Here is a 22,973-nt window from a genome sequence, read left to right as displayed (position 1 = left end):
CCGTTACTGGTTGTCTTTGGCAGCGAGAATCTGTCGAGCCTTGTCGAGATCCGCAGGGGTGTCGACGCCGAGCGGGATCGAATTGACGATCTCCACATCGATCCGCATACCCGCTTCAAGCGCCCGCAACTGTTCGAGCGACTCGCGTTTTTCGAGCGGTGAGGGTGGCAGCGAAACGAATTTCTCGAGTGCCGCACGGCGGTACGCGTAAAGACCGATATGATGATAGAGCGGTCCGGCGCCATGGGGAGCGGTCGCACGGGTGAAATAGAGCGCCCGAAGGCGGCCTTCCGAAAGCGGCGAGCCCACGACTTTGACGACATTCGGATTGGTCTTTTCTTCCTCGTCGGTAATCTCGACGGTCAAGGTCGCGATGTCGGTTGTATCGTTTTCGAGTGGCCGGAGGGCTGCACGGATTGTCTCGGGCTCGATCGTCGGCAGGTCGCCCTGTACGTTGATGACGGTATCGACCTGGCCGTCCGGATCGGCCTTGGTCAGCGCCTCATAGATGCGGTCCGAGCCCGAGGGGTGATCCGCGCGGGTCATGACGACCTCGAAGCCGGCCTTTTCGACCGCCTCGAAGGTGCGGGGATCGTCGACCGCCACGATGATCCGCCCGACATCGGCTTCGCGAGCGCGACGCGCGACCTGTACGATCATCGGCTGGCCACAGATGTCAGCGAGCGGCTTGCCGGGCAGACGGGTCGATGCCATGCGGGCCGGTATCAATACCAGTGTCTTCTCGAAAACGGGTTTGTTCATTGCCGGCCCTTCTAATCCCGCAGGAAAAGTGTCAAAAAGTCCCAATTCCGGGACCACAATCGTGTTGCAACTGTCAAGCAAAAGACATAGGTTCCGCCCGATTTCAAGATCGTCCGGTTCGTGACCGCCGGCTGCATGGGGAGCGTTTGCAGATGAACTCATATGTGAACATGGGCGTTGGAGCTCTGCTTGGGACCGTCTTCGTTCTGTTGACGGTGTCCATCGCCTCTGAAGGCATCTTCCGCTCGGAGAAGCCGGAAAAGGAAGGTTACGCCATCGTCGCTGAAGGTGCCGCGCAGCCTGAAGCTGGTGCCGAGGCCGCAGCCGCTGCGGAAACCCCGATCGCGACCCTGCTGGCAACCGCCGACGCCGCCGCTGGCGAAAAGGTCTTCAAGAAGTGCACAAGCTGTCATGATGCGTCCAAGGGCGGACCGAACAAGGTCGGTCCGAACCTCTACGGCGTGGTCGACCGCCCGGTCGCTTCGCACGAGGGCTTCGGTTACTCGGCTGCGATGAAGGACTTTTCGCAGGGCGGCTCGACCACCTGGACCTATGACAACCTGAATCACTTCATCACCGCGCCGAAGAAGCTTGTCGCCGGCACGGCCATGGGTTTCGCCGGCCTGAAGAACGAAAAGGAACGCGCGGATCTCATAGCCTATCTGCGCTCCCTGTCTGACGCGCCGGCTCCGCTTCCGACGCCGACGAACTGATCGGCTTCTCGAGCGATCTCGGAAATGATGCCCGGCCCTGCGCCGGGCATCTTCGTTTGTAACCCAGCTATTTTCGCCCACTCGCCTGACGCAACCGCTCAGCTCAGTAGCCAGGCCCACAAGCTGACGGTTGCTACGCCGGCCGCCGTTGTCAGGGTGATCGTCGAGGCGGCGAGGCCATGCCCGACGCCAAAACGGTTAGCGATCAGCCATGCATTGATACCGGTCGGCACCGAGGACGTCAGCACCATCGCCATCGTCCACTCGTGACCGAGGCCAACCAAGCGGCAAGCCCCCCAAACGCAGGCGGGCATCAACAGCAGTTTCAACGCCGAAGTGGCACCGGCAATGCGGAAGTTCCCGGAGATTCCGTACTTGTTGAGGGCCATGCCGAGGGAAAGCAGTGCCGTCGGCGCGGCCATCGCAGCGATCTGGTTGACCACGCCGTCCAGGACGCCGGGGATCTGCAGGCCGGAGACATGAGCCACGACGCCGGCTGCAAGTCCGATGACCAGCGGGTTGCGGGCAAGATTGCCGCCAATCTGCGTGAGGATGGCGAGCAGGCCACGTGAACTGCCGCCGCTGATCTTTCGTTCGGCCTGCTCCATGAGAACCGTGCCGATGATCATCATGAGTGGCAGATGGACCGCGAGCAGAATGGAAAGCGCGACGATGCCATCACTGCCGACGATGCGGCTGACGAGTGGCAGTCCGATGAAGACGTTGTTTGCAAAGGCTGAGGAAACCCCGGCGAGCACGCCGACACGCGCATCGCGCTCAAAGATGCGCGTTGCGATCAGATGACCAACGGTCCAGGTCACCCCGACGCCGGCAAAATAGGCAATCCAGAGTCGGAAAGGAGAGGCGCCGTGAAAGTCGGCCTCGGCGATCGTTCGAAAGAGTAGAACCGGGACCGCGACCTTGAAGACGAACTCTCCGAGCGAATCTCCGAGTTCGTCTTTGAGCAGCCCCGTTCTGACCAGGGTCCACCCGATCAGAATGAGTATGAAGACCGGCAGGACGTTAAGGGTAATCTCGGGCATTCGGGGAGATGTTCTCGGAGGGGAGGTGGAAGACGCGCCACTCTAACGTTGCAGTTCCACGACGACCAGTCGTAAGCCCGGAGGGTGTACGTTTCCGGACGCTAATCTATGAGCTTTGTGGCATTGCCGCACCAACTGCCGGATTGCGACGCCGCCAGTACATCCGTGGCCGGCGGCAATCCGGTGTCCGGAGATGATCGCTCCGTTCGGTGGCATGCCGGGAGACGGGGAATCGCATCTCGGCGCGTAAGGAGTTCTAGCCGCCCCATGTAACGGCCGTGTGACGTCGTGAAATCGTCGCAGGCTGGCGTTTGGCCTTCCCAACCGCGGAAAAAACGCTATGACCTCCGACGGACATGTCTCAGAGGGGATCCGCATTTCATGGTCAAGTTCGATGTGCTCACCGTGGGCAACGCCATTGTCGACATCATTTCCAGATGTGACGACAGGTTCCTGACGGAAAACGAGATCACCAAGGGAGCCATGAACCTGATCGATGCGGAGCGGGCGGAGAGGCTCTACGCTCTGATGGGGCCGGCGGTAGAGGCCTCGGGTGGCAGCGCGGGCAATACCGCCGCCGGCATTGCAAATCTCGGCGGCAAGGCTGCCTATTTCGGCAAGGTGGCCGACGACCAGCTTGGCAAGATCTTCATTCACGACATCCGCGCCCAGGGCGTCCACTATGAGACCCGGCCGAAGGGCAACAATCCGCCGACCGCGCGCAGCATGATCTTCGTGACCAGTGACGGAGAGCGCTCGATGAACACTCATCTCGGCGCCTGCGTCGAGTTCGGGCCCGAGGATGTCGAGGCGGAGGTCGTCGCGTCATCGAAGGTCACCTATTTCGAAGGATATCTATGGGATCCGCCGCGTGCGAAGCAGGCCATCCTCGACTGCGCGCGCATCGCTCATGAAAATGGGCGCGAGATGTCGATGACGCTCTCCGACAGCTTTTGCGTTGATCGGTACCGCGCGGAATTTCTCGATCTCATGCGCTCGGGAACGGTGGACATCGTCTTTTCGAACACGCAGGAGGTGCTTGCGCTCTACGAAACGGACGATTTCGACCTTGCACTGGAGCGACTGGCCCGGGACTGCAAGCTGGCGGCCGTTACCATGAGTGAGAAGGGTGCCGTGATCGTGAAGGGGGCAGAACGTATCCGGGTCGATGCAATGCATATCGATGAGCTTGTCGACACCACTGGCGCGGGCGATCTCTTCGCAGCCGGTTTCCTCTACGGCTATACGCAGGGGCGCTCGCTTTATGACTGCGGACGTCTCGGTTGCTTTGCCGCCGGTGTCGTCATCCAGCAGATCGGCCCGCGCCCGCTGATCTCGCTGGAGCAGGCCGGCCGGGAACTCGGGCTTATTTGAAGGCTTCGCCGGGATAGGCGCCCCAGATCTCCGCCTGCGAGACCCAGCCTTCGACGCCGTTTGCCTCGGCATGGCACCAGTTTCCGTTGCATTCGTCCAGCGTTAGGACGACGCCTGGTTCCAGTTTGGCCACGACGGCCGCGGTCGGCAGCGAATCGCGCCGCAGGTTTACATAGACATTGTCGCCACGCATCCACGGTGCGGCGATTGCCGTTCGTTCACCCGAAAGCAACGACTGGTTCACCCAGCCCTCGGTCCCGTCAGCGTCACGGATGCGTCGCCAGTTGTCGTATTCCTGGATAATTTCGACGGGCAGCCCGGACTTGAGATAAAGCCAAGAGACCGCGTAGTCGGTGCTCGGTCCGATGCGCATGTTGACGCGCTTGGCCTTGAGGCTGACGAAACGTGGAAGGGGCAGGCCGCTCAGGCCTTTCGACGCCTGGGCTCCGGCGGCTGCAGGAGCTGCGACGGTCGCTGCGAAGACCAGACTTGCAACAAGACCGATTCGAAGCACAAGTTCACGCATGGTCGTTCCATCATCCAACGAGGTCGGGATCTCTCCGGTGGGCTCGCGCCGCCATGGCGGCTCTGCGACGAAAACCCAAGTCCGCCGTTGCGAGTTTTGTTTGTCTTCGCTGGCGGGTTTGGTAGAAATTGCCCTGAGTGGTGGGATTATCATCGCACTTGGTTAATGACCTCTGAACAAGGTATCGAACGTTCCCATGACGAACAAGAAAAGACCGAAGGTTTACATAACCCGGAAACTGCCGGACGCTGTGGAAACCCGCATGCGCGAACTCTTCGATGCCGAGCTCAACATAGATGACAGACCCCGCACGCAGCCGGAGCTGGTGGTTGCGGTGCAGACGGCCGATGTTCTCGTGCCGACGGTCACCGACAGGATAGACGCGGCACTGATCGAGCAGGCCGGTCCTCAGATGAAGCTGATCGCCAGCTTCTCGAACGGCTTCGACCATATTGACGTCGACGCTGCGGCCCGCAAGGGTATCACGGTCACCAACACGCCGAACGTGCTGACAGAAGACACTGCCGACATGACCATGGCCCTTATTCTGGCCGTGCCACGCAGGCTCGTCGAAGGCGCACGAATCCTGATCGAAAATCCTGGTGACTGGGCGGGATGGTCGCCGACCTGGATGCTCGGACGCCGGATATGGGGCAAGCGGATCGGGATCATCGGTATGGGGCGCATCGGTACCGCCGTTGCCCGCCGCGCCAAGGCGTTCGGCCTCTCTATCCACTACCACAATCGGAAGAGGGTCAATCCGGCAACCGAGGAAGCGCTCGAGGCAACCTACTGGGACAGTCTCGACCAGATGCTCGCTCGTGTGGACATCGTCTCGGTCAACTGCCCGTCGACGCCTGCCACCTTCCATCTTCTGTCGGCACGCCGGCTCGCGCTGATGCAGCCGACCAGCTACATCGTCAACACCGCTCGCGGCGACATTATCGACGAATCCGCCTTGATCCAGTGTTTGCGCGAGGGCAAGATCGCCGGCGCGGGCCTCGACGTCTTTGAAAATGAACCAGCGATCAATCCGAAGCTGGTGAAGCTTGCAGCCGAGGGCAAGGTCGTGCTTCTCCCCCATACGGGCTCCGCCACCATCGAAGGCCGCATCGACATGGGCGACAAGGTCATCATCAACATTCGCACCTTCTTCGACGGGCACCGACCACCGAACCGGGTTCTGCCCGGTCGGGCGTAAGAGTCACGAGAGCGCCTTGCGCATCTCGATCGAAGTCGTTCGGTCGAAGCCTGGATGCCGGTTCTCGGCCGTCTTGACGAAACCGTAGCCTGCAAAATAGCTCCGGTTGCGGGTGAGCTCGACCCGCACTTCCAGCCGCAAGGCGCAAAGGCCCTCCGCCCGCGCTATTTGCTCTGCAAGCATCAAAAGCCGAGCTCCAACGCCTTTTCCCTGCGCATCCGGCAGGACGGCCAGCTTCCCGACATACAGCGTCTCCGGCGGCTCCGGTCGCAGGAAGACGCAGCCGACGATCTGATCGCCCTCGAGAGCCACATAGGCGATTTCGCTGCCACTCTTGTCTTGTAGCACCTGAGGCGTCAGCCGTGTCGCGGAGGAGGGTGGATCAACGACGCCTTCCATGTACGCGAAGGCCGAGAGAATGACCTGCAGCAGTTCGTCATACCGTTCGAAGTGGTCATCGATACGCGCTATCTGGATTGCCATTGCAGCCCCTTTGCCCCCTTGGTCAACTGCCCGATGGTGCGCGGCGCTTGTAGCGAACCGTGTCGAAGCGTCCGGCAAGAGCATCATACAGCAAGAGCCTGCCGACGAGCGGCTCGCCAATGCCGGTAATGAGCTTGATCGCTTCCATGGACATGAGCGTGCCGATGACGCCGGTGAGGGCGCCGATGATTCCGGCCTCTGCACATGCGGGTACGAACCCGGGTGGCGGAGCGGAGGGGAAAAGGTCGCGATAGGTCGGATTGGCGAGGCCATCAGGGCCGGCTTCATAAGGTTTCAGCACGGTCAGCGATCCGTCGAAGCGACCGACTGCCCCGGTAACCAGCGGCACGCGCGCGCGCTCGGCCGCATCGGCGGCCGCATAGCGCGTGTCGAAATTGTCGGAGCCGTCGATCAGGAGGTCAAAGCGCCCAAGGTGGTGCTCCGCCATGTCGGCTGAAAACCGTTCCTCGTAGGAAAGGACCGTGACGTGCGGGTTAAGCCGGGCAATTGCCTCCGCGGCGCTTCGGGTCTTCATCTCGCCGATTGTGCCGCTGTCGTGAATCACCTGCCGTTGCAGATTGGAGAGCGAGACGCGATCGTCATCGACGATACCGAGCGTGCCGACGCCGGCTGCCGCGAGGTACTGGAGAACCGGCGAACCCAGGCCGCCGGCACCGACGACCATCACGCGTGCCCTCTTGAGCTTCTGCTGTCCAACTCCGCCCACTTCGGAGAGCAGGATGTGACGCTTGTAACGGGATATCTCTTCGGGGGTCAGTGCTTCCATGAGTGGATGATGGCACGCTTTGCGTGGCGGAGAAAGTATCCCGGTCAGACGCTGAGGTGGCCGTCGTTCACGGTGACAAACCGGGCTCGGTCACCGAGCGCGGAAAACATCGACTTGTCTGTTCCCGTCATGAACGCCTGACCGCCGAGCGCATCGATACGGTCGAACAGCGCGGCGCGTCGACCCTCGTCGAGATGGGCGGCGATCTCATCGAGAAGGAGGATCGGCGCGTGTCCGGTCATATTGGCGACGAGCCGTGCATGGGCAAGCACCAGGCCGACGAGCAGCGCCTTCTGTTCTCCCGTAGAGCAGCGCTCGGCCTCCATGTTCTTCTCACGGTGACGCACGAGAAGATCGCTGCGGTGAGGACCTTCGAGCGTTCGTCCAGCGGCGGCATCACGGTAGCGTCCTTCCGCCAGTATTGCCGCGTAGCGGTCTTCGAGATCGATCGCCGGAGCGGCAATTTCATCGTCCAGGAAGCCGGAGAGCGCAAGGCTGGCGGAAGGAAATGCCGAGGACAGATCCTGGGCGTCAACGAGGGCCGTGAGCAAACCCAGCATCTCCTGGCGCGCGAGCGCCATTGCCACCCCAAGGGACGCCATTTGTCGTTCAACGCCGCCGAGCCAGGCAGGGTCGAAGCGCCCTTCGGCGAGGAGGCGGTTGCGCCCGCGCGTCGCCCGCTCGAAATCGCTCGCGCGTCTGCCGTGCGCCGGATCGAGCGACAGGACCAAACGGTCGAGGAACCGCCGCCGATCGGCCGAAGGACCGGTGAAGAGACCGTCCATGGCGGGTGTCAGCCAGAGCACGCGGAGGTGATCGGTGAGTTCATCGACGGATTTTGCGACTGTGCCGTTGATGCGCAGGCGCCGCACCAGAGCGTCTTCTCCGCCATCTGTGCCGGTGCCGATCTCGACGTCACCCTCCATTCCCTCGAGGTCGGCGAAGACCGCAAACCCACCGGCTGCGCCGACGCGCGCGACATCTGCAAGAGCCGCGCGGCGAAGCCCCCTGCCGGGAGAGAGAAAGGAGACCGCTTCCATGAGATTGGTCTTGCCGGCCCCGTTTTCGCCGGTGAGGACGACATGGCGGCTGTCGAGCGGCAGCGACACCCTCGCATAGTTGCGGAAGTCGGTAAGCTTCAGCTCGCGGAGAAAAACTCGATGCGTCATCGTTGCCGGTTTCAGTGTTCCCCACGACCTAGGCGGAATGTCCTGCGAAGGCAAGGACGAGCGTCAATTTTCCGCCCTGCACGAGCACGTGGGACGGCGCGACGATCTGCCGGTGGCGATCCAAGTCCACCCTCATATATTATCGAAACGAGATGAATGAGCAGCACGAAGACCTGAAGGCGTAGCCTATGATGCCCGATCGCGACGAACTGACACCCGAGGAGGCGCGCCGGGATCATTGGGAAATGCTGCGCTTCCTCGCGCTCAATGCCGCCTTCGGCGCCCTTCTGGGCGTTGGCGTTACCGTCCTTCTGATATGGCTTGACGTCGGCGGGCTTGGCACACGGATCGTTCATGCGCAAAATCCGATCCTGCCGGCAGTCCTCATCGGCGCCCCTTTGGCGTTGACCTTCACCGCGGCCGTGACTGCCTCGGCGATCATGCTGATGCCTTACAGGAAGAAGAAACAACGTTAGCTCGGACGGGAGCAATTGACTCATCGAGCCGGTTTTCTGCATGAACGCGTGAGACCAACCCGAGGCGGAGAGTGCCATGTCAGAAGAAGAGAACCGCATCATGCGTCTCGAGGAGATGCTCGCCCATCAAGGACGGGTGATCGAGGAGCTTTCCGAACAGCTTGCCAGCCAGTGGAAGGTCGTCGAGCAGACCCGTGCCAAGCTCGACAGGCTGACGGAACGCTTTCTGGCGCTGGAGGAACAATCACTCGACGCGCCGGCGATCACCCGGCCGCCGCATTACTGATCGCGGACAGGTTATCCTCGACCCCGGATGCCGTCGAGAATGGTCTTTACCACCTTTCCAGCCTCTTCCTCGTCAATTTCGAGGCGGTTGGTCAGTAGCCTTATCCAGGCAAAGGCCGAGAGCATTTCCGCTACGAGTTCCGGGTTCACTTCTGCGCCGATATTCTCGCGCGCCTGAGCCGCCCGGATTTGCGCTCCCAAATGTTTGCGGCGCTCCGCCAGATAGGCCGCCAGCGCCTCGCACGCGGCCTGATCAGTCTGCGCTTCGGCGATCACGGAACGGAAAATCGCGCCACTGCCGCCTCGACGCCAAAAGGCCAAGAGTTCCGTCAGGAACCAGGTGAGGTCACGTTGCAGGTCACCGGAATCTGCATGCAGATGGGGGTTCTTCTGACGATGGTAGGCGTCGAGAAGGAGGGTCGCCTTGTTCGGCCACCACCGGTAGATCGTCGGCTTGCCGGCCTTCGCGCGCTTGGCGACAGCTTCAATGGAGAATGACTTCGGTCCGTGCTCGGCAAGAATTTCGGCGGCAGCCTGCAGGATCGCCTCCTGGCTCGCCGGATTGCGTTGGGCCCCGATCGAGGTGCGGCGTTTGGTGAGATCTTGGTCGTCGTTCATCGCTGTAGCCATTTCGATGTCCGACGATAGCACAAAAAAGCACTTGAACGAAACGGTCCGTTTCTATATAGAACGAAACGTTCCGTTCATATGGAGTTTCTCATGGCACATGTCAATTCCGCCCAGGCCGGCAGGGCGCCGGTCCCTTCGAAGTTCCGCCTCGCAGTGATCATGCTGGCTGCCGTCTATCCGCTCATCACGACCTTGCTCTATATCGTATTGCCGCTGACCGAGAGTTGGCCCCTCTGGCAACGTACGCTGGTGATCGCACCGGTGATGGTCTTCTCGATCATCTACGGTATCGCGCCGGCGATTCAGCGACACTTCGGCTGGTTTGTCGCCCGGTTGCCGCGCCCATAGGTGACTGACCAATGGTCAAGAACAAGAAAGGCCGGGAGAACGCATCCCCCGGCCTTTCCAACGTCTGCATACCTTCGTGCTCAGTCGCTGAGCGTATCGAAGAAGTCCTTCATCCGGGCGAAGAAGCCGCTGGACTGCGGGTTGTTTTCTTTCGACGAGATCTGTTCGAACTCCTGCAACAGCTCGCGCTGACGTTTGGTGAGCTTCTGCGGTGTCTCGATCTGGATCTGGATGTAGAGATCACCCGTCTGCGACGATCTCAGCACCGGCATTCCCTTCGCCTTCAGTCTAAACTGCTTGCCGGCTTGCGTGCCTTCGGGAACCGTTACGCGCGATTTCGTCCCGTCGAGCGTGACCACATCGAACGTGCCGCCGAGCGCAGCGGTCGTCATCGAGATCGGGACCGAACAATAGAGATCGGCGCCGTCGCGCTGGAAGAATTCATGCGGCTTGACCGAAAGGAAGATGTAGAGATCTCCGGCAGGGCCGCCCCGTAATCCTGCCTCACCTTCTCCCTGCAAACGAATACGCGTTCCATCCTCGATGCCGGCAGGTATGTTGACGGAGAGCGAGCGCTCCTCGGTGACTCGGCCCTGTCCGTAGCACTTGGTGCAAGGGTCGGAGATCGTCTGACCGCGACCGTGACAGGTCGGGCAAGTCCGCTCGATGGAGAAGAAGCCCTGGGCGGCTCGAATCCGGCCGCTACCCTGGCAGGTGGCGCAGGTCGTCGGCTTCGTTCCCGGCTTTGCCCCGGTCCCCGTGCAGACGTCACAGGTAATCGAGGTTGGCACGCGGATTTGCGCCGTCTTGCCCGTGAAAGCTTCCTCGAGGGTGATTTCCATGTTGTAGCGCAAATCGGCGCCGCGTTCGCGGCCGCCGCTGGAACGGGCTCGTCCGCCACGTCCACCGCCCATCATCTCGCCGAAGATATCTTCGAAAATGTCGGAGAAACCGCCGCCGGCAAAGCCGCCTCCCTGGAAACCGCCGCCGCCCATGCCGCCCTGCTCGAACGCCGCATGACCGAAGCGATCGTAGGCTGCGCGCTTCTGCGGATCCTTCAGCGTCTCGTAGGCTTCGTTGATTTCCTTGAACTTCCGCTCGGCATCCTGGTCTCCCGGATTCTTGTCCGGGTGATACTTCATCGCCAGCTTTCGAAAGGCACTCTTCAGTTCCTTCTCGTCCGCGGTGCGGCCAACCCCGAGGGTTTCGTAGTAATCTGCTTTTGCCATGGTCTTACAAAGCTCTCAAGGCCTTCTCCACACTCGTGTGGCTGCTGGTGTTCCTTCCTATCAGCTTCTCGCACGCCCGCACATCCTGACGGAAATCCGCTGCTGCCGATATCGCATCCTGAAAGAGAACGCGCCGGCCCTCTCCTTGGTTGGAGAGGCCCTCGGCGGCAGAGACCGCCGCGAACGCAAGCGAATGCGCAGCCATGTCGCAGGCGGTCGCTTCCTGCCCTTGTTCACGGCGCTTCAGGGCGGCGTCAATAAGCTGACCCAATTCACCGACGGTTTTCGCCAGCGCATTGCTGTCCCGACGACCGAGTGCGCGCACAACGCTCGCTTCCGCGGTGCTAACCTTGCGAAAAACATCTTCCGGGCGAGCAGCGGTTTCAGCGCTTGCGGTCACCGCCGTCGCGCAGAGGATCAACGAAAATGCGGCTGGCCCGAAGGCCAGCCTCTCGAGTGTCAGACGCTTCGTCGGCCTCCGCATCAGGCGGACTTCTTCGCGTCTTCGTCCTTGACTTCCTCGTAGTCGGCGTCGACGACGTCGTCATCGCCCTTGGCAGATGCTCCACCCTCGCCGGCTTCCGCCTGCTGGGCTTCGTAGATCGCCTGACCGAGCTTCATGGAAACCTCCATGAGCGACTGGGTCTTGGCCTGGATGTCGTCGGCGTTGGGCTCGGAAGCCTCGACAGAGGTCTTGAGGGCGGCGATGGCATCTTCGATCGCCTTGCGGTCGCTCTCCGAAACCTTGTCGCCATATTCCTTCAGCGATTTCTCCGTCGAATGGATCAGGCTTTCGGCATGGTTCTTCGCTTCGACACCTGCACGACGCTTCTTGTCATCCTCGGCATGCGCCTCGGCGTCCTTGACCATCTTCTCGATGTCGGCGTCGGAAAGGCCACCGGAGGCCTGGATGCGGATCTGTTGTTCCTTACCGGTACCCTTGTCCTTCGCAGACACCTGGACGATGCCGTTGGCATCGATGTCGAAAGTGACTTCGATCTGCGGCACACCGCGTGGAGCCGGCGGCAGGCCGACGAGGTCGAACTGACCGAGCAGCTTGTTGTCGGCCGCCATCTCGCGCTCGCCCTGCGACACCCGGATGGTCACTGCTTGCTGGTTGTCATCAGCCGTCGAGAAGACCTGGCTCTTCTTGGTCGGGATCGTCGTGTTGCGATCGATCAGACGGGTGAAGACGCCGCCAAGCGTTTCGATGCCGAGCGACAGCGGGGTCACGTCGAGAAGCAGGACGTCCTTGACGTCACCTTGCAGGACGCCGGCCTGGATGGCGGCACCCATGGCGACCACCTCGTCCGGGTTTACACCCTTGTGCGGCTCCTTGCCGAATAGCTGCTTTACGGTTTCCTGAACCTTCGGCATACGGCTCATGCCACCGACCAGAACCACTTCGTCGATTTCGCTGGCGGAAACGCCCGCGTCCTTCAGGGCCGCCTTGCACGGTGCAACGGTGCGCTGGACGAGATCGTCGACCAGGCTTTCGAACTTGGCGCGGGTGAGCTTCATCGTCAGGTGCTTCGGACCGGAAGCGTCGGCCGTGATGAACGGCAGGTTGATTTCGGTCTGCTGCGCCGAGGAGAGCTCGATCTTCGCCTTTTCGGCCGCTTCCTTCAGACGCTGCAGAGCAAGCTTGTCGTTCTTCAGGTCGATGCCGTTGTCCTTCTTGAATTCGTTGGCGAGGTATTCGACGAGACGCATGTCGAAGTCTTCACCGCCGAGGAAGGTGTCGCCGTTGGTCGACTTCACTTCGAAGACGCCGTCGCCGATCTCCAGGATCGAAATATCGAAGGTACCGCCGCCAAGGTCGTAGACGGCAATCGTCTTGCCTTCCTTCTTGTCGAGGCCATAGGCCAATGCGGCCGCCGTCGGCTCGTTGATGATGCGCAGGACTTCGAGGCCCGCGATGCGGCCGGCGTCCTTGGTTGCCTGACGCTGGGCGTCGTTGAAGTAGGCGGGAACGGTGATGACGGCCTTCTCGACCTTTTCGCCGAGATAGGATTCGGCCGTTTCCTTCATCTTCTGAAGGACCATGGCGGAGATCTGAGACGGGGAATAACCCTTGCCGTTCGCCTCGACCCACGCGTCGCCGTTATCGCCCTTGACGATATGGAACGGGACGAGGCCCTTGTCCTTCTCGACGGTCGGGTCCTCGTAGCGGCGGCCGATCAGTCGCTTCACCGCAAAAAGCGTGTTGGTCGGATTGGTCACGGCCTGGCGCTTTGCCGGCTGACCTACCAGGCGCTCGCCATCATCGGTAAATGCCACCATCGACGGCGTGGTGCGCGCGCCTTCGGAATTCTCGATAACTTTGGCGTCTTTGCCGTCCATCACGGCGACGCAGGAATTGGTCGTTCCAAGGTCGATACCGATTACTTTTGCCATGTCATTCTCTCCTTGAAGCAAGCTGTCGGAACCCCGAACAGGCATTCCCCTGACAGCCCCTCGACGTGGATGGTCCTAAAATCGCAGTCTCGTCTGCGGTTATGTCGCGTATATAAGAAGCGGTTTTTCCGACTGCAAGGCTCCAAATCGGCTGTAATCCAGTAAAAAGAACAGATTGGGCGTCACCGCGGGAGGCGGTTTTCGCCGGTACCGGACGTGGCGGGTGCCAGCCGTCGGGGACCTTGATGCAGCTTGCCGCTCACTGTCCCATGATGATGTCGAGAAGTGTCGTTCGCCGAGCGGCCTGCGGCGGTGTCGCATCCCCGCGGCCTACTTCGCCGGGCGGAATCGGCGCCTGCCGCATCCCCGGGGCATTGCCCTCCGCCGCGGCCGGCGAGACGGGGGCTGCGGGAACGGCGGGATAGCGTTCCTCGGCGGGTGAGAAGACCTCCGAAATGATCGAGCCGATCGAAAGCGGTTCCGGCTGCTGCTGCATGTCTTGCGGTTCGTAGGGTGCGCCGCCGAGGGGCATCGGCGTCAGACCCGAATGAGCGTCCGTCATGAACTCGTGCCATGCTTTCGCCGGCAGACCGCCGCCCGTCACCTTCTTCATCGAGGTGCCGTCGTCGTTTCCGAACCAGACGCCCGTCGTCAGGTTCCCGGTATAGCCGACAAAAAGCGCGTCGCGGAAGGATTGCGTGGTTCCGGTCTTGCCGGCAGCCGGCCAGCCCTTCAGGCGTGCGTTCTTGCCTGTACCGTCCTCGATGACATGCGTCAGCATCATGTTCATTGCCGCGACGATCTGCTCGCTGAGAACCTGCGGCGGATTGGCGTAGTCATTTTCATAGAGGATCTTGCCGTCGGGTGTCGTGATGCGGCGAACCACATGCGGGGTTGCCTTGTAGCCGCCGTTCATGAAAGGAGCATAGGCCGACGTAAGTTCGAGCAACGACACTTCCGAGGTTCCGAGCGCGATCGACGCATTCGCCTGCAACTCGGATTCGATGCCGAGGCGGTGGGCGACCTTGACCACGTGTTCGGGGCCGACCTCCATCACGAGTTCGGCGGCGATGGTGTTCAGGGAGTTGGCGAGCGCGGAAGTTAACGTGACCGGACCGCGATACTTCTGGTCATAATTCTCCGGTGTCCACTTGCCGATCCTGATCGGCGCGTCGTTGCGGACCGATTCCGGCCGCAGTCCGATTTCAAGTGCGGAGACATAAACGAACGGCTTGAAAGCGGACCCCGGCTGACGCTTCGCCTTGACAGCGCGGTTGAACTGGCTCTCGGCGTAGTCCCTGCCACCAACGAGGGCGCGGATCGCTCCGGTGCCGTCGATCGAAACCAGGGCTGCCTGGGACGCCTTCGACTTTTCGCCGTCACGAGCGAGCGTGTCGAGGAGCGCCGCTTCCGCCTTCTTTTCGAGCGACATGTCGATCGTCGTCTCGACGACCAGATCGTCCTCGACCGCTCCGACCAGCGTGCGCACGTCGTCCATCACCATGTCGGCCACGTACTGGCCGGCACCCGACCAGTAACGCTTCGCGCGGGTAGGCGGCTGCGACATGGCCGTCTTGATCTCGTCGTCGGTGATGAAACCGGCCTCGCGCATTGCGCCGAGAACGACCTGGGCGCGAGCCTCTGCGGCTTCGGGATCGCGCGCGGGCGACAGCCGGGATGGCGCCTTCAGCAATCCCGCCAACAGCGCAGCCTCGCCAAGGTTCACTTCGCGTGCCGACTTGTTGAAATAGCGCCTCGACGCCGCCTCGACACCGTAGGCATTGGAACCGAAGTAGACGCGGTTCAGGTACATCGCGAGGATCTGGTCCTTGGTGTACGTGTGCTCGAGCCAGAAGGCGAGCAACACTTCCTGCACCTTCCGCTCGATCGTCCGTTCCGGCGAGAGGAAAAGGTTCTTGGCAAGCTGTTGCGTCAGCGTGGAGCCACCCTGGGTCCCGCGTCCGGGCAGAGCGTTGTTGATGATCGCCCGGACGAGCCCGAAGGGGTCCACGCCGAAATGGGAGTAGAAGCGGCGGTCTTCGATCGCGATCACCGCCTGTGGAATGTAGGGAGACATGTCCTCGAGCGCGAGAGCCTCGCCGCCGGTCATCCCGCGGTTGGCGATCACCTCGCCCTCGACGGAGACGATCTTGATGTTCGGGGGGCGCTCCGGAATCGACCAGGTGCTCGCGCTCGGCATCCGTGCGCCGTAATAGGCGACAATCCCGGCCAAGACGATGCCGCCCCATAGCCCGAGTACGACCGACCAGTAGACTATTCTGCGCAGAAGGCCACTCAGCCCCCCTTCGCGTTGGCGCTTCGGACGAGACCGGGTCGGCTTGCGAGATCTCGGCTTGCTGCCGCCCTTCCCGGCAGAGGATCCGCGTGTGATGCGGTCGCCGGCAGACAGCCGAAAATCATCATCACCGCGCCCTCCTTCGAAGGTCGGCTCAACACGCTTGTCCGCTCTGCCTCGTCCTGCCATTCGCTGCCGGTAGTGCTCCTGATGTTGGCGCCGCCGTCATCTGTCCCCGGGCGTCGTAGCGACCGTCCAGAGGCGACATCGGCACCTTGTCTAATCGCGGCCGCCTTCAACCTTAAATGCGGCGATTTAAGGGGAGGTTAAAGAAGGGCCTGACGAATATCTATGTCTTTCAAGGCACTAGTCGTTCTCACCGCGTGCGCCGATCACTGGCAGAGATCGGCCCATTCCGCCCCCGTCAGCGCAGTCAGGCGCTGCGGGGCGATCCGAACGGCCGCGTTGGTCGCACCCGCTGCTGGGACAACCTCGTCGAAGACCTGAAGTGAAACGTCGCAAAAGATCTTGATCGGCGAGGGCAGCCCGAAGGGGCAGACTCCGCCGACCGGATGAGAGGTGGTCGCCAGCACCTCCTCGGCATCGAGCATCCGCGGTTTGACACCGAACCGGTCCTTGAACTTGCGATTGTCCAAACGCTTCGTTCCGGCAGCGACCACGAGCACCGGCTCGGTGCCGATCCGCAGGCAGATCGTCTTGGCGATCTGGTCGGGTTCCACCCCATGCGCCTCGGCGGCGAGCGCAACAGTCGCCGAGCTTGCTTCCGTTTCGATGACGGCGATCTCGGGGGCGTGGCGGCTGAAGAAATCTTTGACAGACTGAAGGCTCATTGCAGTTTCCAGAACAATCGATGTGACATCAATAAAGCTTAGGCGGTGCCGAGCATTCAAGATCGCTCGTATTAACCTCATGTTAACCTCGAGGCGACAGCATCGTCGTCATGAGGTCGGTCGGCGCAAGTTGAACGCGCCGAGAAGCGAGGCATCACCCATTTCCGGTCCTGACCACGGATGTACTGGCAGGACCGGTGAAATGGAAGAAAAGGTCGGGTCGTCCCCGGCCTTTTGCTTTTTCGGCTACCTGGCGCTCGTCGCGAGCGCGTCCAGTATGCGGATCCACGACCGGATGCCCTTGTGGAAGGACTTGAGGTCGTACTTCTCGTTGGGCGAGTGGATGCGATCGTCGGTCAGCCCGTAGCCGACCAGCAGCGAGTCCATCCCGAGCATTTTCTGGAAATCGCCGACGATCGGGATTGAGCCACCCATGCCGATGACCACGGCCGGCTTCGGCCATTCTTCCGACAGTGCGTTTTTAGCCTTCGTCAGCACCGGCGAATCGTACGAGAGCTGGATTGCCGGCGAACCGCCATGCTCATGGAATTCGACCGAGCAGTCCGCCGGGATCTTCGAGCGGACATAGGCACGGAAGCTTTCGCGGATCTTTGCCGGATCCTGGTCTCCGACGAGCCGGAAGGAAACCTTGGCCGAGGCCTTCGCCGCAATAACCGTCTTGAAGCCTTCACCGGTATAGCCACCGGTGATTCCGTTGACTTCGGCCGTGGGGCGCGCCCAGGTCAACTCTAGCACGGAGCGGCCTTTCTCCCCTGCCGGGACCGAAAGCCCGACCTGGCCGAGGAAGTTTTCGGCCGTGCGGCCGAGGGTTTCCCACGAGGCCTTGATGTTGGCGGGCGTTTCTTCGACGCCGTCGTAGAAACCGGGCAACGTCACCCGGCCCGTTTCGTCATGCAGGCCCGCAAGCACGTCAACGAGAATGTGAATCGGGTTTGCCGCGGCACCTCCGAAGAGGCCGGAATGAAGGTCGCGGTCGGCGGCGGAAATGACGATCTCCTCTCCGACGAGCCCGCGAAGCGCCGCGGCGATCGCCGGCGTTTCACCGTCCCACATGCTGGTGTCGCAGACAAGCGCGAAGTCGGCCTTCAGTTCCTCGGCGTTCGCGGCGAGGAACGGCTTCAGCGAAGGAGATCCCGATTCCTCTTCGCCCTCGAAAAGAATGGTGATGCGGACCGGGAGCGTCCCGTTGATCTCCTTGTAGGCTCGGCATGCCTCCACAAAGGTTAGCAACTGCCCCTTGTCGTCGGAGGTGCCGCGACCGGTGATCACTTTGCGGCCGGCTTCGATCTCCTTGATCGCCGGCTCGAACGGATCGTTTTCCCAAAGATTGAGCGGGTCGACGGGCTGAACGTCGTAGTGTCCGTAGAACAGGGCGTGCGGTGCATCCGGTGACGCCGCAGCATGATGCGCCACCACCATCGGATGGCCGGGCGTGTCCCGGACCGAGGCGTCGAAGCCGAGCGCCGTCAGTTCGCGCACCAGCCATTCCCCCGCCTTGCGGCAATCCGCCTTGTAGGCAGGGTCGGTCGAAATCGATTTGATTCTGACGAGATCGAAAAGCCTGTCGAGGCTCTGGGGAAGCGCCTTGTCGGCGCAGTCGAGTACGGCGGAAATGTCGCTCATCATCCTGTCCTGTCGTTTGAATCGGGCGGACGATAGCCGAAACCATGTCGGGTGACGAGGCTGGCAGACGACAAATTGATGTGTCGAACGATGATCATCGGCAAAAGCAAAGCCGCCGTGGCTTGGAGGAGGGGCCACGGCGGCTTCGCCGAAAAGCTGGGACAAAGGCCCGGAGAGGGGGATAAGGCCTTTGCCCAAGTCTGAAGCGGCGGGGGACGGGCCTCTTTCAGACTACGGCGTGATCAGTCGCCGATGACCAAGAGATGAGATGCAGAATGCGGCTTTTCAAGGGAATGCTGGATTACAAATTTGTAAGATTCTCAGGAAGGTCGTTCGGGCCTCCGGCGCCTGTAGAGAAGGAAGCCGATATCAAGCGCTGCCATCACGCCTGCGGCGACCACGAAGCCGCGAAAAGTGGTGTCGAGTGGTGCGTCCGGCCTGAAATTGAGGAATGTAATCACGGTCCCGAACAAGACGGCGTTCAGGAGCTTGAATTCGATCCATGTCGCCAGACTGCGTGTCGCGTCATGCTGTTCGGGAAAATGGGCGCGAAGTCCCTCCTGTGACAGCAGGTACATTCCGCTACCGAGTGCCTTCAGGAAGATGAGCGATGCGGAATCTCCTAGCATCCACGACATGGCGGCGTACAGCGACATGATCAGGCCATAGAAGATGTAAGTTCTGATGATCTGGTTCATTGTCTTTCCCTCGGATTGCGGCGGCCTGTCGCCGATCCAGAATAGGCGAGGTTCAACAAACTGCAATGGACCTTTGCGGCCTCGCAGGCTATCCATGCGTCTATGAAAAAAGGCGATCATCTTTTCCTCGTTGACGGTTCGGGTTTCATCTTCAGGGCGTTCCACGCCCTGCCGCCACTCACCCGAAAATCGGACGGCCTGCCGGTGGGCGCAGTCGCCGGCTTCTGCAACATGCTCTGGAAGCTGTTGACGGATGCGCGCGATACTTCCGTCGGCGTGACGCCCACCCATTTCGCCGTTGTCTTCGACTATTCCTCCAAGACGTTTCGCAAGGAGCTCTACGACGCGTACAAGGCGAACCGCTCGGCGCCGCCGGAGGACCTGGTGCCGCAATTCGGACTGATCCGTGAGGCGACCCGTGCTTTCAACCTTCCGTGCATCGAGAAGGAAGGCTTCGAGGCCGACGACATTATCGCGACCTATTCGCGCCTGGCGGAGGCCGTCGGCGCCGACGTCACGATCATCTCTTCCGACAAGGATTTGATGCAGCTCGTGACCCCCAATGTCCACATGTATGACAGCATGAAGGACAAGCAGATCGGCATCCCGGATGTCATCGAGAAGTGGGGCGTGCCGCCTGAGAAGATGATCGACCTGCAGGCGCTGACCGGCGATTCGACGGACAACATTCCAGGCATCCCCGGAATCGGGCCGAAGACGGCCGCCCAGCTGCTCGAAGAGTATGGTGATCTCGATACGCTGCTTGCGAGGGCCGGCGAGATCAAGCAGGTGAAGCGGCGCGAGAACATCGTCGCAAATGCAGATCTGGCGCGGCTTTCGCGCACGCTCGTCACCCTTCGTACTGACGTGTCTCTTGATGTACCGCTGGACCAACTGGTGCTCGAAAACCAGAACGGCCCTCTGCTCATCGGCTTTCTCAAGACGATGGAGTTCAATACCCTGACCCGTCGCGTGGCGGAGGCTTGCGGCTGCGATGCAAGCGCGATCGAGCCGGCGCCGGTGAAGATCGAGTGGGGTTCGGCTGCACACGGACCTGATCTCGACGCCGGTGAACGGCCGGCTGAGAACGGAGCCGCGGCCGTTGCGTCCCCCGTCGCGGGTTCGGCAATCGCATCGGCCGCCGTTCCCAGCGGCCCGACGCCTGCTGATCTTGCCAAAGTCCGCGCGGACGCTTTCCACGGGAAGACGATCGATATCGGCGGCTACCAGACGATTCGTGATCTGCCGACGCTGGCGACATGGATTGCGGTTGCACGCGAAACTGGCCTCGTTGCCTTCGACACGGAGACGACCTCGCTCGACCCGATGCTTGCCGAACTCGTCGGTTTCTCACTGGCGATTGCCGACAACGCGCACTCCGCTGGGTCAACGGCGATCCGTGCGGCCTATGTACCGCTTGCCCACAAGACGGGTGTCGGCGATCTGCTGGGCGGAGGCCATGCCGACGGACAGATTCCGATGGCCGAGGCGCTCGCTGCCCTAAAGACGCTGTTGGAAGACCCTTCGGTCCTGAAGGTCGGCCAGAACCTAAAATACGACTACCTGCTGATGAAGCGGCACGGCATCGTCATCGAGAGCTTCGATGACACGATGCTGATCTCCTATGTCCTCGAGGCGGGCCGCACCAATCACGGAATGGACGCGCTTTCGGAGCGTTGGCTTGGCCACACGCCGATCGCCTACAAGGAGGTCGCGGGCTCCGGAAAGTCGTCAGTGACATTTGACCTGGTCGACATCGACAGCGCGACCGCCTATGCGGCGGAGGATGCGGACGTCACCTTGCGGCTCTGGATGGTGCTGAAGCCGCGGCTTGCCGCCGATGGCCTGACCAAGGTCTACGAACGGCTGGAGCGGCCGCTCATCCCGGTTCTCGCGCGCATGGAAGAGCGCGGCATCACCGTCGATCGCCAGATTCTTTCGCGCCTCTCCGGCGAGCTTGCCCAGAAGGCTGCGGCTTACGAAGCCGAGATTTACGAGCTTGCCGGCGAGCGTTTCAACATCGGTTCGCCCAAGCAACTCGGCGACATCCTGTTCGGCAAGATGAGTCTGCCGGGTGGGTCGAAGACCAAGACCGGTCAATGGTCGACGTCCGCGCAAGTGCTCGAGGACCTGGCTGCGGCCGGCGTCGAGCTGCCGCGCAAGATCGTCGACTGGCGCCAGCTCACCAAGCTCAAGTCCACCTACACGGACGCGCTGCCGGGTTACGTGCATCCGCAGACGAAGCGCGTGCATACCAGCTATTCGCTTGCTTCAACCACCACCGGCCGGCTTTCGTCGTCCGAGCCCAATCTGCAGAACATTCCCGTGCGGACCGCTGAAGGCCGGAAGATCCGGACCGCCTTCATTTCGACGCCAGGTCACCGCCTTGTCTCGGCCGACTACAGCCAGATCGAGCTTCGCGTGCTTGCCCACGTCGCCGACATTCCGCAACTGCGTCAGGCGTTCGCCGATGGCATCGACATCCACGCGATGACCGCTTCGGAGATGTTCGGCGTTCCCGTCGAAGGCATGCCGGCCGAGGTGCGTCGTCGCGCCAAGGCGATCAACTTCGGCATCATCTACGGCATCTCCGCCTTCGGCCTCGCCAACCAGCTCGGCATCGAGCGCTCGGAGGCAGGTGAGTACATCAAGAAGTATTTCGAGCGCTTCCCCGGCATCAAGGACTACATGGAATCGACCAAGGCCTTTGCTCGCGAAAACGGCTATGTCGAGACCATCTTCGGTCGACGCGCGCATTACCCGGAGATCAAATCCTCCAATCCCCAGGTCCGCTCATTCAACGAGCGCGCGGCGATCAACGCGCCTATCCAGGGATCGGCTGCCGATATCATCCGCCGCGCGATGATCAAGGTCGAGCCGGCGCTCGCGGCCGCAGGGTTTGCAGAGCGCGTGCGCATGCTGCTGCAGGTGCATGACGAACTGATCTTCGAAGTCGAAGAAGAAGCGGTCACCGGCGCGATGCCGCTGATCGTGTCCGTGATGGAGCAAGCAGCCATGCCGGCGATCTCGATGAAGGTGCCGTTGAAGGTTGACGCCCGTGCGGCGACCAACTGGGACGAGGCGCACTGAGCGGCGTTAGAGGTGTCCCTGCTGGGCTGACACGTGGTCACGAATCGCTTGCATCATCAACGAGAGTGACGCACTCGGCTCGACCCCGTCGCGGGTGGTCAACCCGACGGCGCCCCGTGTTTCGCTCGTGTCGATATCGAGAGCAACCAGCCGTCCGCTGGAAAGCTCATCTGCGACGACGCCGCGCGAGATGATCCAGACGGCATCATTGCGTGCGACGAACGCGCGACCGAAGGAGTCGGAAACCGTTTCGATCGTGCGCGGGAGCTCCGGGATGCCGTTGGTGAGGAAAAGCCGGTCGACGAAGGGGCGGATGACCGCTCCGGACGGTGGCATCAGGACGACGAAGCTCGCGAGCGCATTGAGGGTGAAATTGCGCCGGGCAAGCAACGGATGCAAAGCGCGCACGACCAGTACGACTTCCTCGGTGTATAGCGGTTCGAAGAAGAGGCCTGTCATGACCTCCGGCGCCGCCAGCCGGCCGACCACGAGGTCAAGCTCGCCGAGCCGCAGCGAACTGAGCAGTGCCCTGTTCTCGCCTGAGGCGATCGTCACCTGGCTGCCGGTGCCGCTTGCGAGAAACTGTGCCACGGCCCCTGGCATGAAGGTCGCCGAAGCGGTCGGCAGCGTTCCGATCCGAACAGGGGGGCCCTCCGACTTCAGGGCCTGTGCCACGGAGTCCATTCCGCGTTGCACGGCGGCAAGGCTTTCACCGGCATGCTTCAGGAAGATCTCGCCGAAATGGGAGATGCGGATTCCGCGGCCTTCGCGTTCGAAGAGGGACACTCCAAGAATGTCCTCCAGTTCACGGACGGTGCGTGTCACTGCCGGTTGGGTGATCGCGAGCGCGTCTGCGGCCTTGCCGACGCTGCGTTGACGGGCCACTTCCAGGAAGGTCTGCAGGTGACGAAACTTGATCCTTGCGTCCATGAATCATGCCGATCTGGTTATGGAATTTGGCCAAAATATCA

The 22,973-nt window shown here is 61.6% G+C and carries 22 protein-coding genes; 7 read left to right on the top strand and 15 right to left on the bottom strand.

What is annotated here, in order from left to right:
* Window positions 1-3: 3 nt before the first annotated feature.
* Complete coding sequence (locus tag NHF53_RS02480; protein ID WP_252832965.1) at window positions 4-762, bottom strand: 3-deoxy-manno-octulosonate cytidylyltransferase; 759 nt, start codon at window positions 760-762, stop codon at window positions 4-6.
* 152 nt (window positions 763-914) lie between these two features.
* Here NHF53_RS02480 and NHF53_RS02475 point away from each other — a divergent pair, with 152 nt between their 5' ends.
* Complete coding sequence (locus NHF53_RS02475; RefSeq protein WP_252832964.1) at window positions 915-1,475, top strand: cytochrome c family protein; 561 nt, start codon at window positions 915-917, stop codon at window positions 1,473-1,475.
* Between the two features lie 98 nt (window positions 1,476-1,573).
* Here the strand turns inward: NHF53_RS02475 and NHF53_RS02470 are convergent, their stop codons facing one another.
* A complete protein-coding gene (locus NHF53_RS02470) occupies window positions 1,574-2,518 on the bottom strand; it encodes an AEC family transporter (protein ID WP_252832963.1) in 945 nt (314 codons plus the stop codon).
* Window positions 2,519-2,899: 381 nt separating this feature from the next.
* Between NHF53_RS02470 and NHF53_RS02465 the strand changes: the two genes are divergently transcribed.
* Entirely contained in the window at window positions 2,900-3,892 is a 993-nt protein-coding gene (locus NHF53_RS02465; RefSeq protein WP_252832962.1) for an adenosine kinase, read from the top strand.
* Here the strand turns inward: NHF53_RS02465 and NHF53_RS02460 are convergent.
* Window positions 3,885-4,418 (bottom strand): SH3 domain-containing protein, encoded by a 534-nt coding sequence (locus NHF53_RS02460; protein WP_252832961.1) that lies wholly within the window; start codon window positions 4,416-4,418, stop codon window positions 3,885-3,887. The genes NHF53_RS02465 and NHF53_RS02460 overlap by 8 nt on opposite strands.
* 196 nt (window positions 4,419-4,614) lie before the next feature.
* On the opposite strand from NHF53_RS02460, the gene NHF53_RS02455 reads away from it, so the two are divergent.
* Window positions 4,615-5,619 carry a D-glycerate dehydrogenase gene (locus tag NHF53_RS02455; protein ID WP_252832960.1) on the top strand — a complete coding sequence of 335 codons (1,005 nt, stop codon included), beginning with the start codon at window positions 4,615-4,617 and terminating at the stop codon, window positions 5,617-5,619.
* A gap of 3 nt (window positions 5,620-5,622) precedes the next feature.
* Here NHF53_RS02455 and NHF53_RS02450 read toward each other — a convergent pair whose 3' ends face one another.
* From NHF53_RS02450 to recF, 3 genes are read right to left on the bottom strand one after another with little or no spacing between them, the layout of a single operon-like run.
* Window positions 5,623-6,102: a GNAT family N-acetyltransferase gene (locus tag NHF53_RS02450; protein WP_252832959.1), complete on the bottom strand. Its 480-nt coding sequence runs from the start codon at window positions 6,100-6,102 to the stop codon at window positions 5,623-5,625.
* Between the two features lie 22 nt (window positions 6,103-6,124).
* Window positions 6,125-6,889, bottom strand: coding sequence for a molybdopterin-synthase adenylyltransferase MoeB (gene moeB / locus NHF53_RS02445; RefSeq protein ID WP_252832958.1), 765 nt, complete (start codon window positions 6,887-6,889; stop codon window positions 6,125-6,127).
* 44 nt (window positions 6,890-6,933) lie between these two features.
* The gene (recF, locus tag NHF53_RS02440; protein ID WP_252832957.1) at window positions 6,934-8,058 is read right to left on the bottom strand and encodes a DNA replication/repair protein RecF; all 1,125 of its coding nucleotides are present in this window, start codon (window positions 8,056-8,058) and stop codon (window positions 6,934-6,936) included.
* A 188-nt stretch (window positions 8,059-8,246) separates the two neighbouring features.
* Between recF and NHF53_RS02435 the strand changes: the two genes are divergently transcribed.
* Window positions 8,247-8,534 carry a hypothetical protein gene (locus NHF53_RS02435; protein ID WP_252832956.1) on the top strand — a complete coding sequence of 96 codons (288 nt, stop codon included), beginning with the start codon at window positions 8,247-8,249 and terminating at the stop codon, window positions 8,532-8,534.
* 76 nt (window positions 8,535-8,610) lie between these two features.
* A complete protein-coding gene (locus NHF53_RS02430; protein WP_252832955.1) occupies window positions 8,611-8,820 on the top strand; it encodes a SlyX family protein in 210 nt (69 codons plus the stop codon).
* A gap of 11 nt (window positions 8,821-8,831) precedes the next feature.
* Here NHF53_RS02430 and NHF53_RS02425 read toward each other — a convergent pair whose 3' ends face one another.
* The gene (locus NHF53_RS02425; RefSeq protein ID WP_252832954.1) at window positions 8,832-9,449 is read right to left on the bottom strand and encodes a TetR/AcrR family transcriptional regulator; all 618 of its coding nucleotides are present in this window, start codon (window positions 9,447-9,449) and stop codon (window positions 8,832-8,834) included.
* A 90-nt stretch (window positions 9,450-9,539) separates the two neighbouring features.
* Here NHF53_RS02425 and NHF53_RS02420 point away from each other — a divergent pair, with 90 nt between their 5' ends.
* Window positions 9,540-9,797: a hypothetical protein gene (locus NHF53_RS02420; RefSeq protein WP_252832953.1), complete on the top strand. Its 258-nt coding sequence runs from the start codon at window positions 9,540-9,542 to the stop codon at window positions 9,795-9,797.
* Window positions 9,798-9,877: 80 nt separating this feature from the next.
* Here NHF53_RS02420 and dnaJ read toward each other — a convergent pair whose 3' ends face one another.
* From dnaJ to NHF53_RS02385, 7 genes are all read right to left on the bottom strand, one after another.
* Entirely contained in the window at window positions 9,878-11,026 is a 1,149-nt protein-coding gene (dnaJ, locus tag NHF53_RS02415) for a molecular chaperone DnaJ (protein ID WP_252832952.1), read from the bottom strand.
* 4 nt (window positions 11,027-11,030) lie between these two features.
* On the bottom strand, window positions 11,031-11,426 hold the full coding sequence (locus NHF53_RS02410) for a hypothetical protein (protein ID WP_252832951.1): 396 nt from the start codon (window positions 11,424-11,426) through the stop codon (window positions 11,031-11,033).
* Window positions 11,427-11,509: 83 nt separating this feature from the next.
* Window positions 11,510-13,423 carry a molecular chaperone DnaK gene (gene dnaK / locus NHF53_RS02405; protein ID WP_114363798.1) on the bottom strand — a complete coding sequence of 638 codons (1,914 nt, stop codon included), beginning with the start codon at window positions 13,421-13,423 and terminating at the stop codon, window positions 11,510-11,512.
* Window positions 13,424-13,682: 259 nt separating this feature from the next.
* The gene (locus NHF53_RS02400) at window positions 13,683-15,908 is read right to left on the bottom strand and encodes a transglycosylase domain-containing protein (RefSeq protein WP_252832950.1); all 2,226 of its coding nucleotides are present in this window, start codon (window positions 15,906-15,908) and stop codon (window positions 13,683-13,685) included.
* Window positions 15,909-16,111: 203 nt separating this feature from the next.
* Window positions 16,112-16,570, bottom strand: coding sequence for a YbaK/EbsC family protein (locus tag NHF53_RS02395; RefSeq protein WP_114363796.1), 459 nt, complete (start codon window positions 16,568-16,570; stop codon window positions 16,112-16,114).
* Window positions 16,571-16,816: 246 nt separating this feature from the next.
* The gene (locus NHF53_RS02390) at window positions 16,817-18,214 is read right to left on the bottom strand and encodes a dipeptidase (protein WP_252832949.1); all 1,398 of its coding nucleotides are present in this window, start codon (window positions 18,212-18,214) and stop codon (window positions 16,817-16,819) included.
* Window positions 18,215-18,534: 320 nt separating this feature from the next.
* Window positions 18,535-19,032: a hypothetical protein gene (locus tag NHF53_RS02385; protein ID WP_252832948.1), complete on the bottom strand. Its 498-nt coding sequence runs from the start codon at window positions 19,030-19,032 to the stop codon at window positions 18,535-18,537.
* Between NHF53_RS02385 and polA the strand changes: the two genes are divergently transcribed.
* Complete coding sequence (gene polA / locus NHF53_RS02380) at window positions 19,015-22,002, top strand: DNA polymerase I (protein WP_252832947.1); 2,988 nt, start codon at window positions 19,015-19,017, stop codon at window positions 22,000-22,002. The genes NHF53_RS02385 and polA overlap by 18 nt on opposite strands.
* 6 nt (window positions 22,003-22,008) lie before the next feature.
* Here polA and pcaQ read toward each other — a convergent pair whose 3' ends face one another.
* Window positions 22,009-22,932, bottom strand: a complete 924-nt coding sequence (gene pcaQ, locus NHF53_RS02375) for a pca operon transcription factor PcaQ (RefSeq protein WP_252832946.1) — start codon at window positions 22,930-22,932, stop codon at window positions 22,009-22,011.
* Between the last annotated feature and the right edge of the window lie 41 nt (window positions 22,933-22,973).

The sequence above is a fragment of the Ciceribacter sp. RN22 genome, from assembly GCF_024054295.1.
Taxonomy (GTDB): domain Bacteria; phylum Pseudomonadota; class Alphaproteobacteria; order Rhizobiales; family Rhizobiaceae; genus Allorhizobium; species Allorhizobium lividum.
Note: the sequence above shows the minus strand (reverse complement) of the source record. Positions and strands in the feature narration are given on the sequence as shown.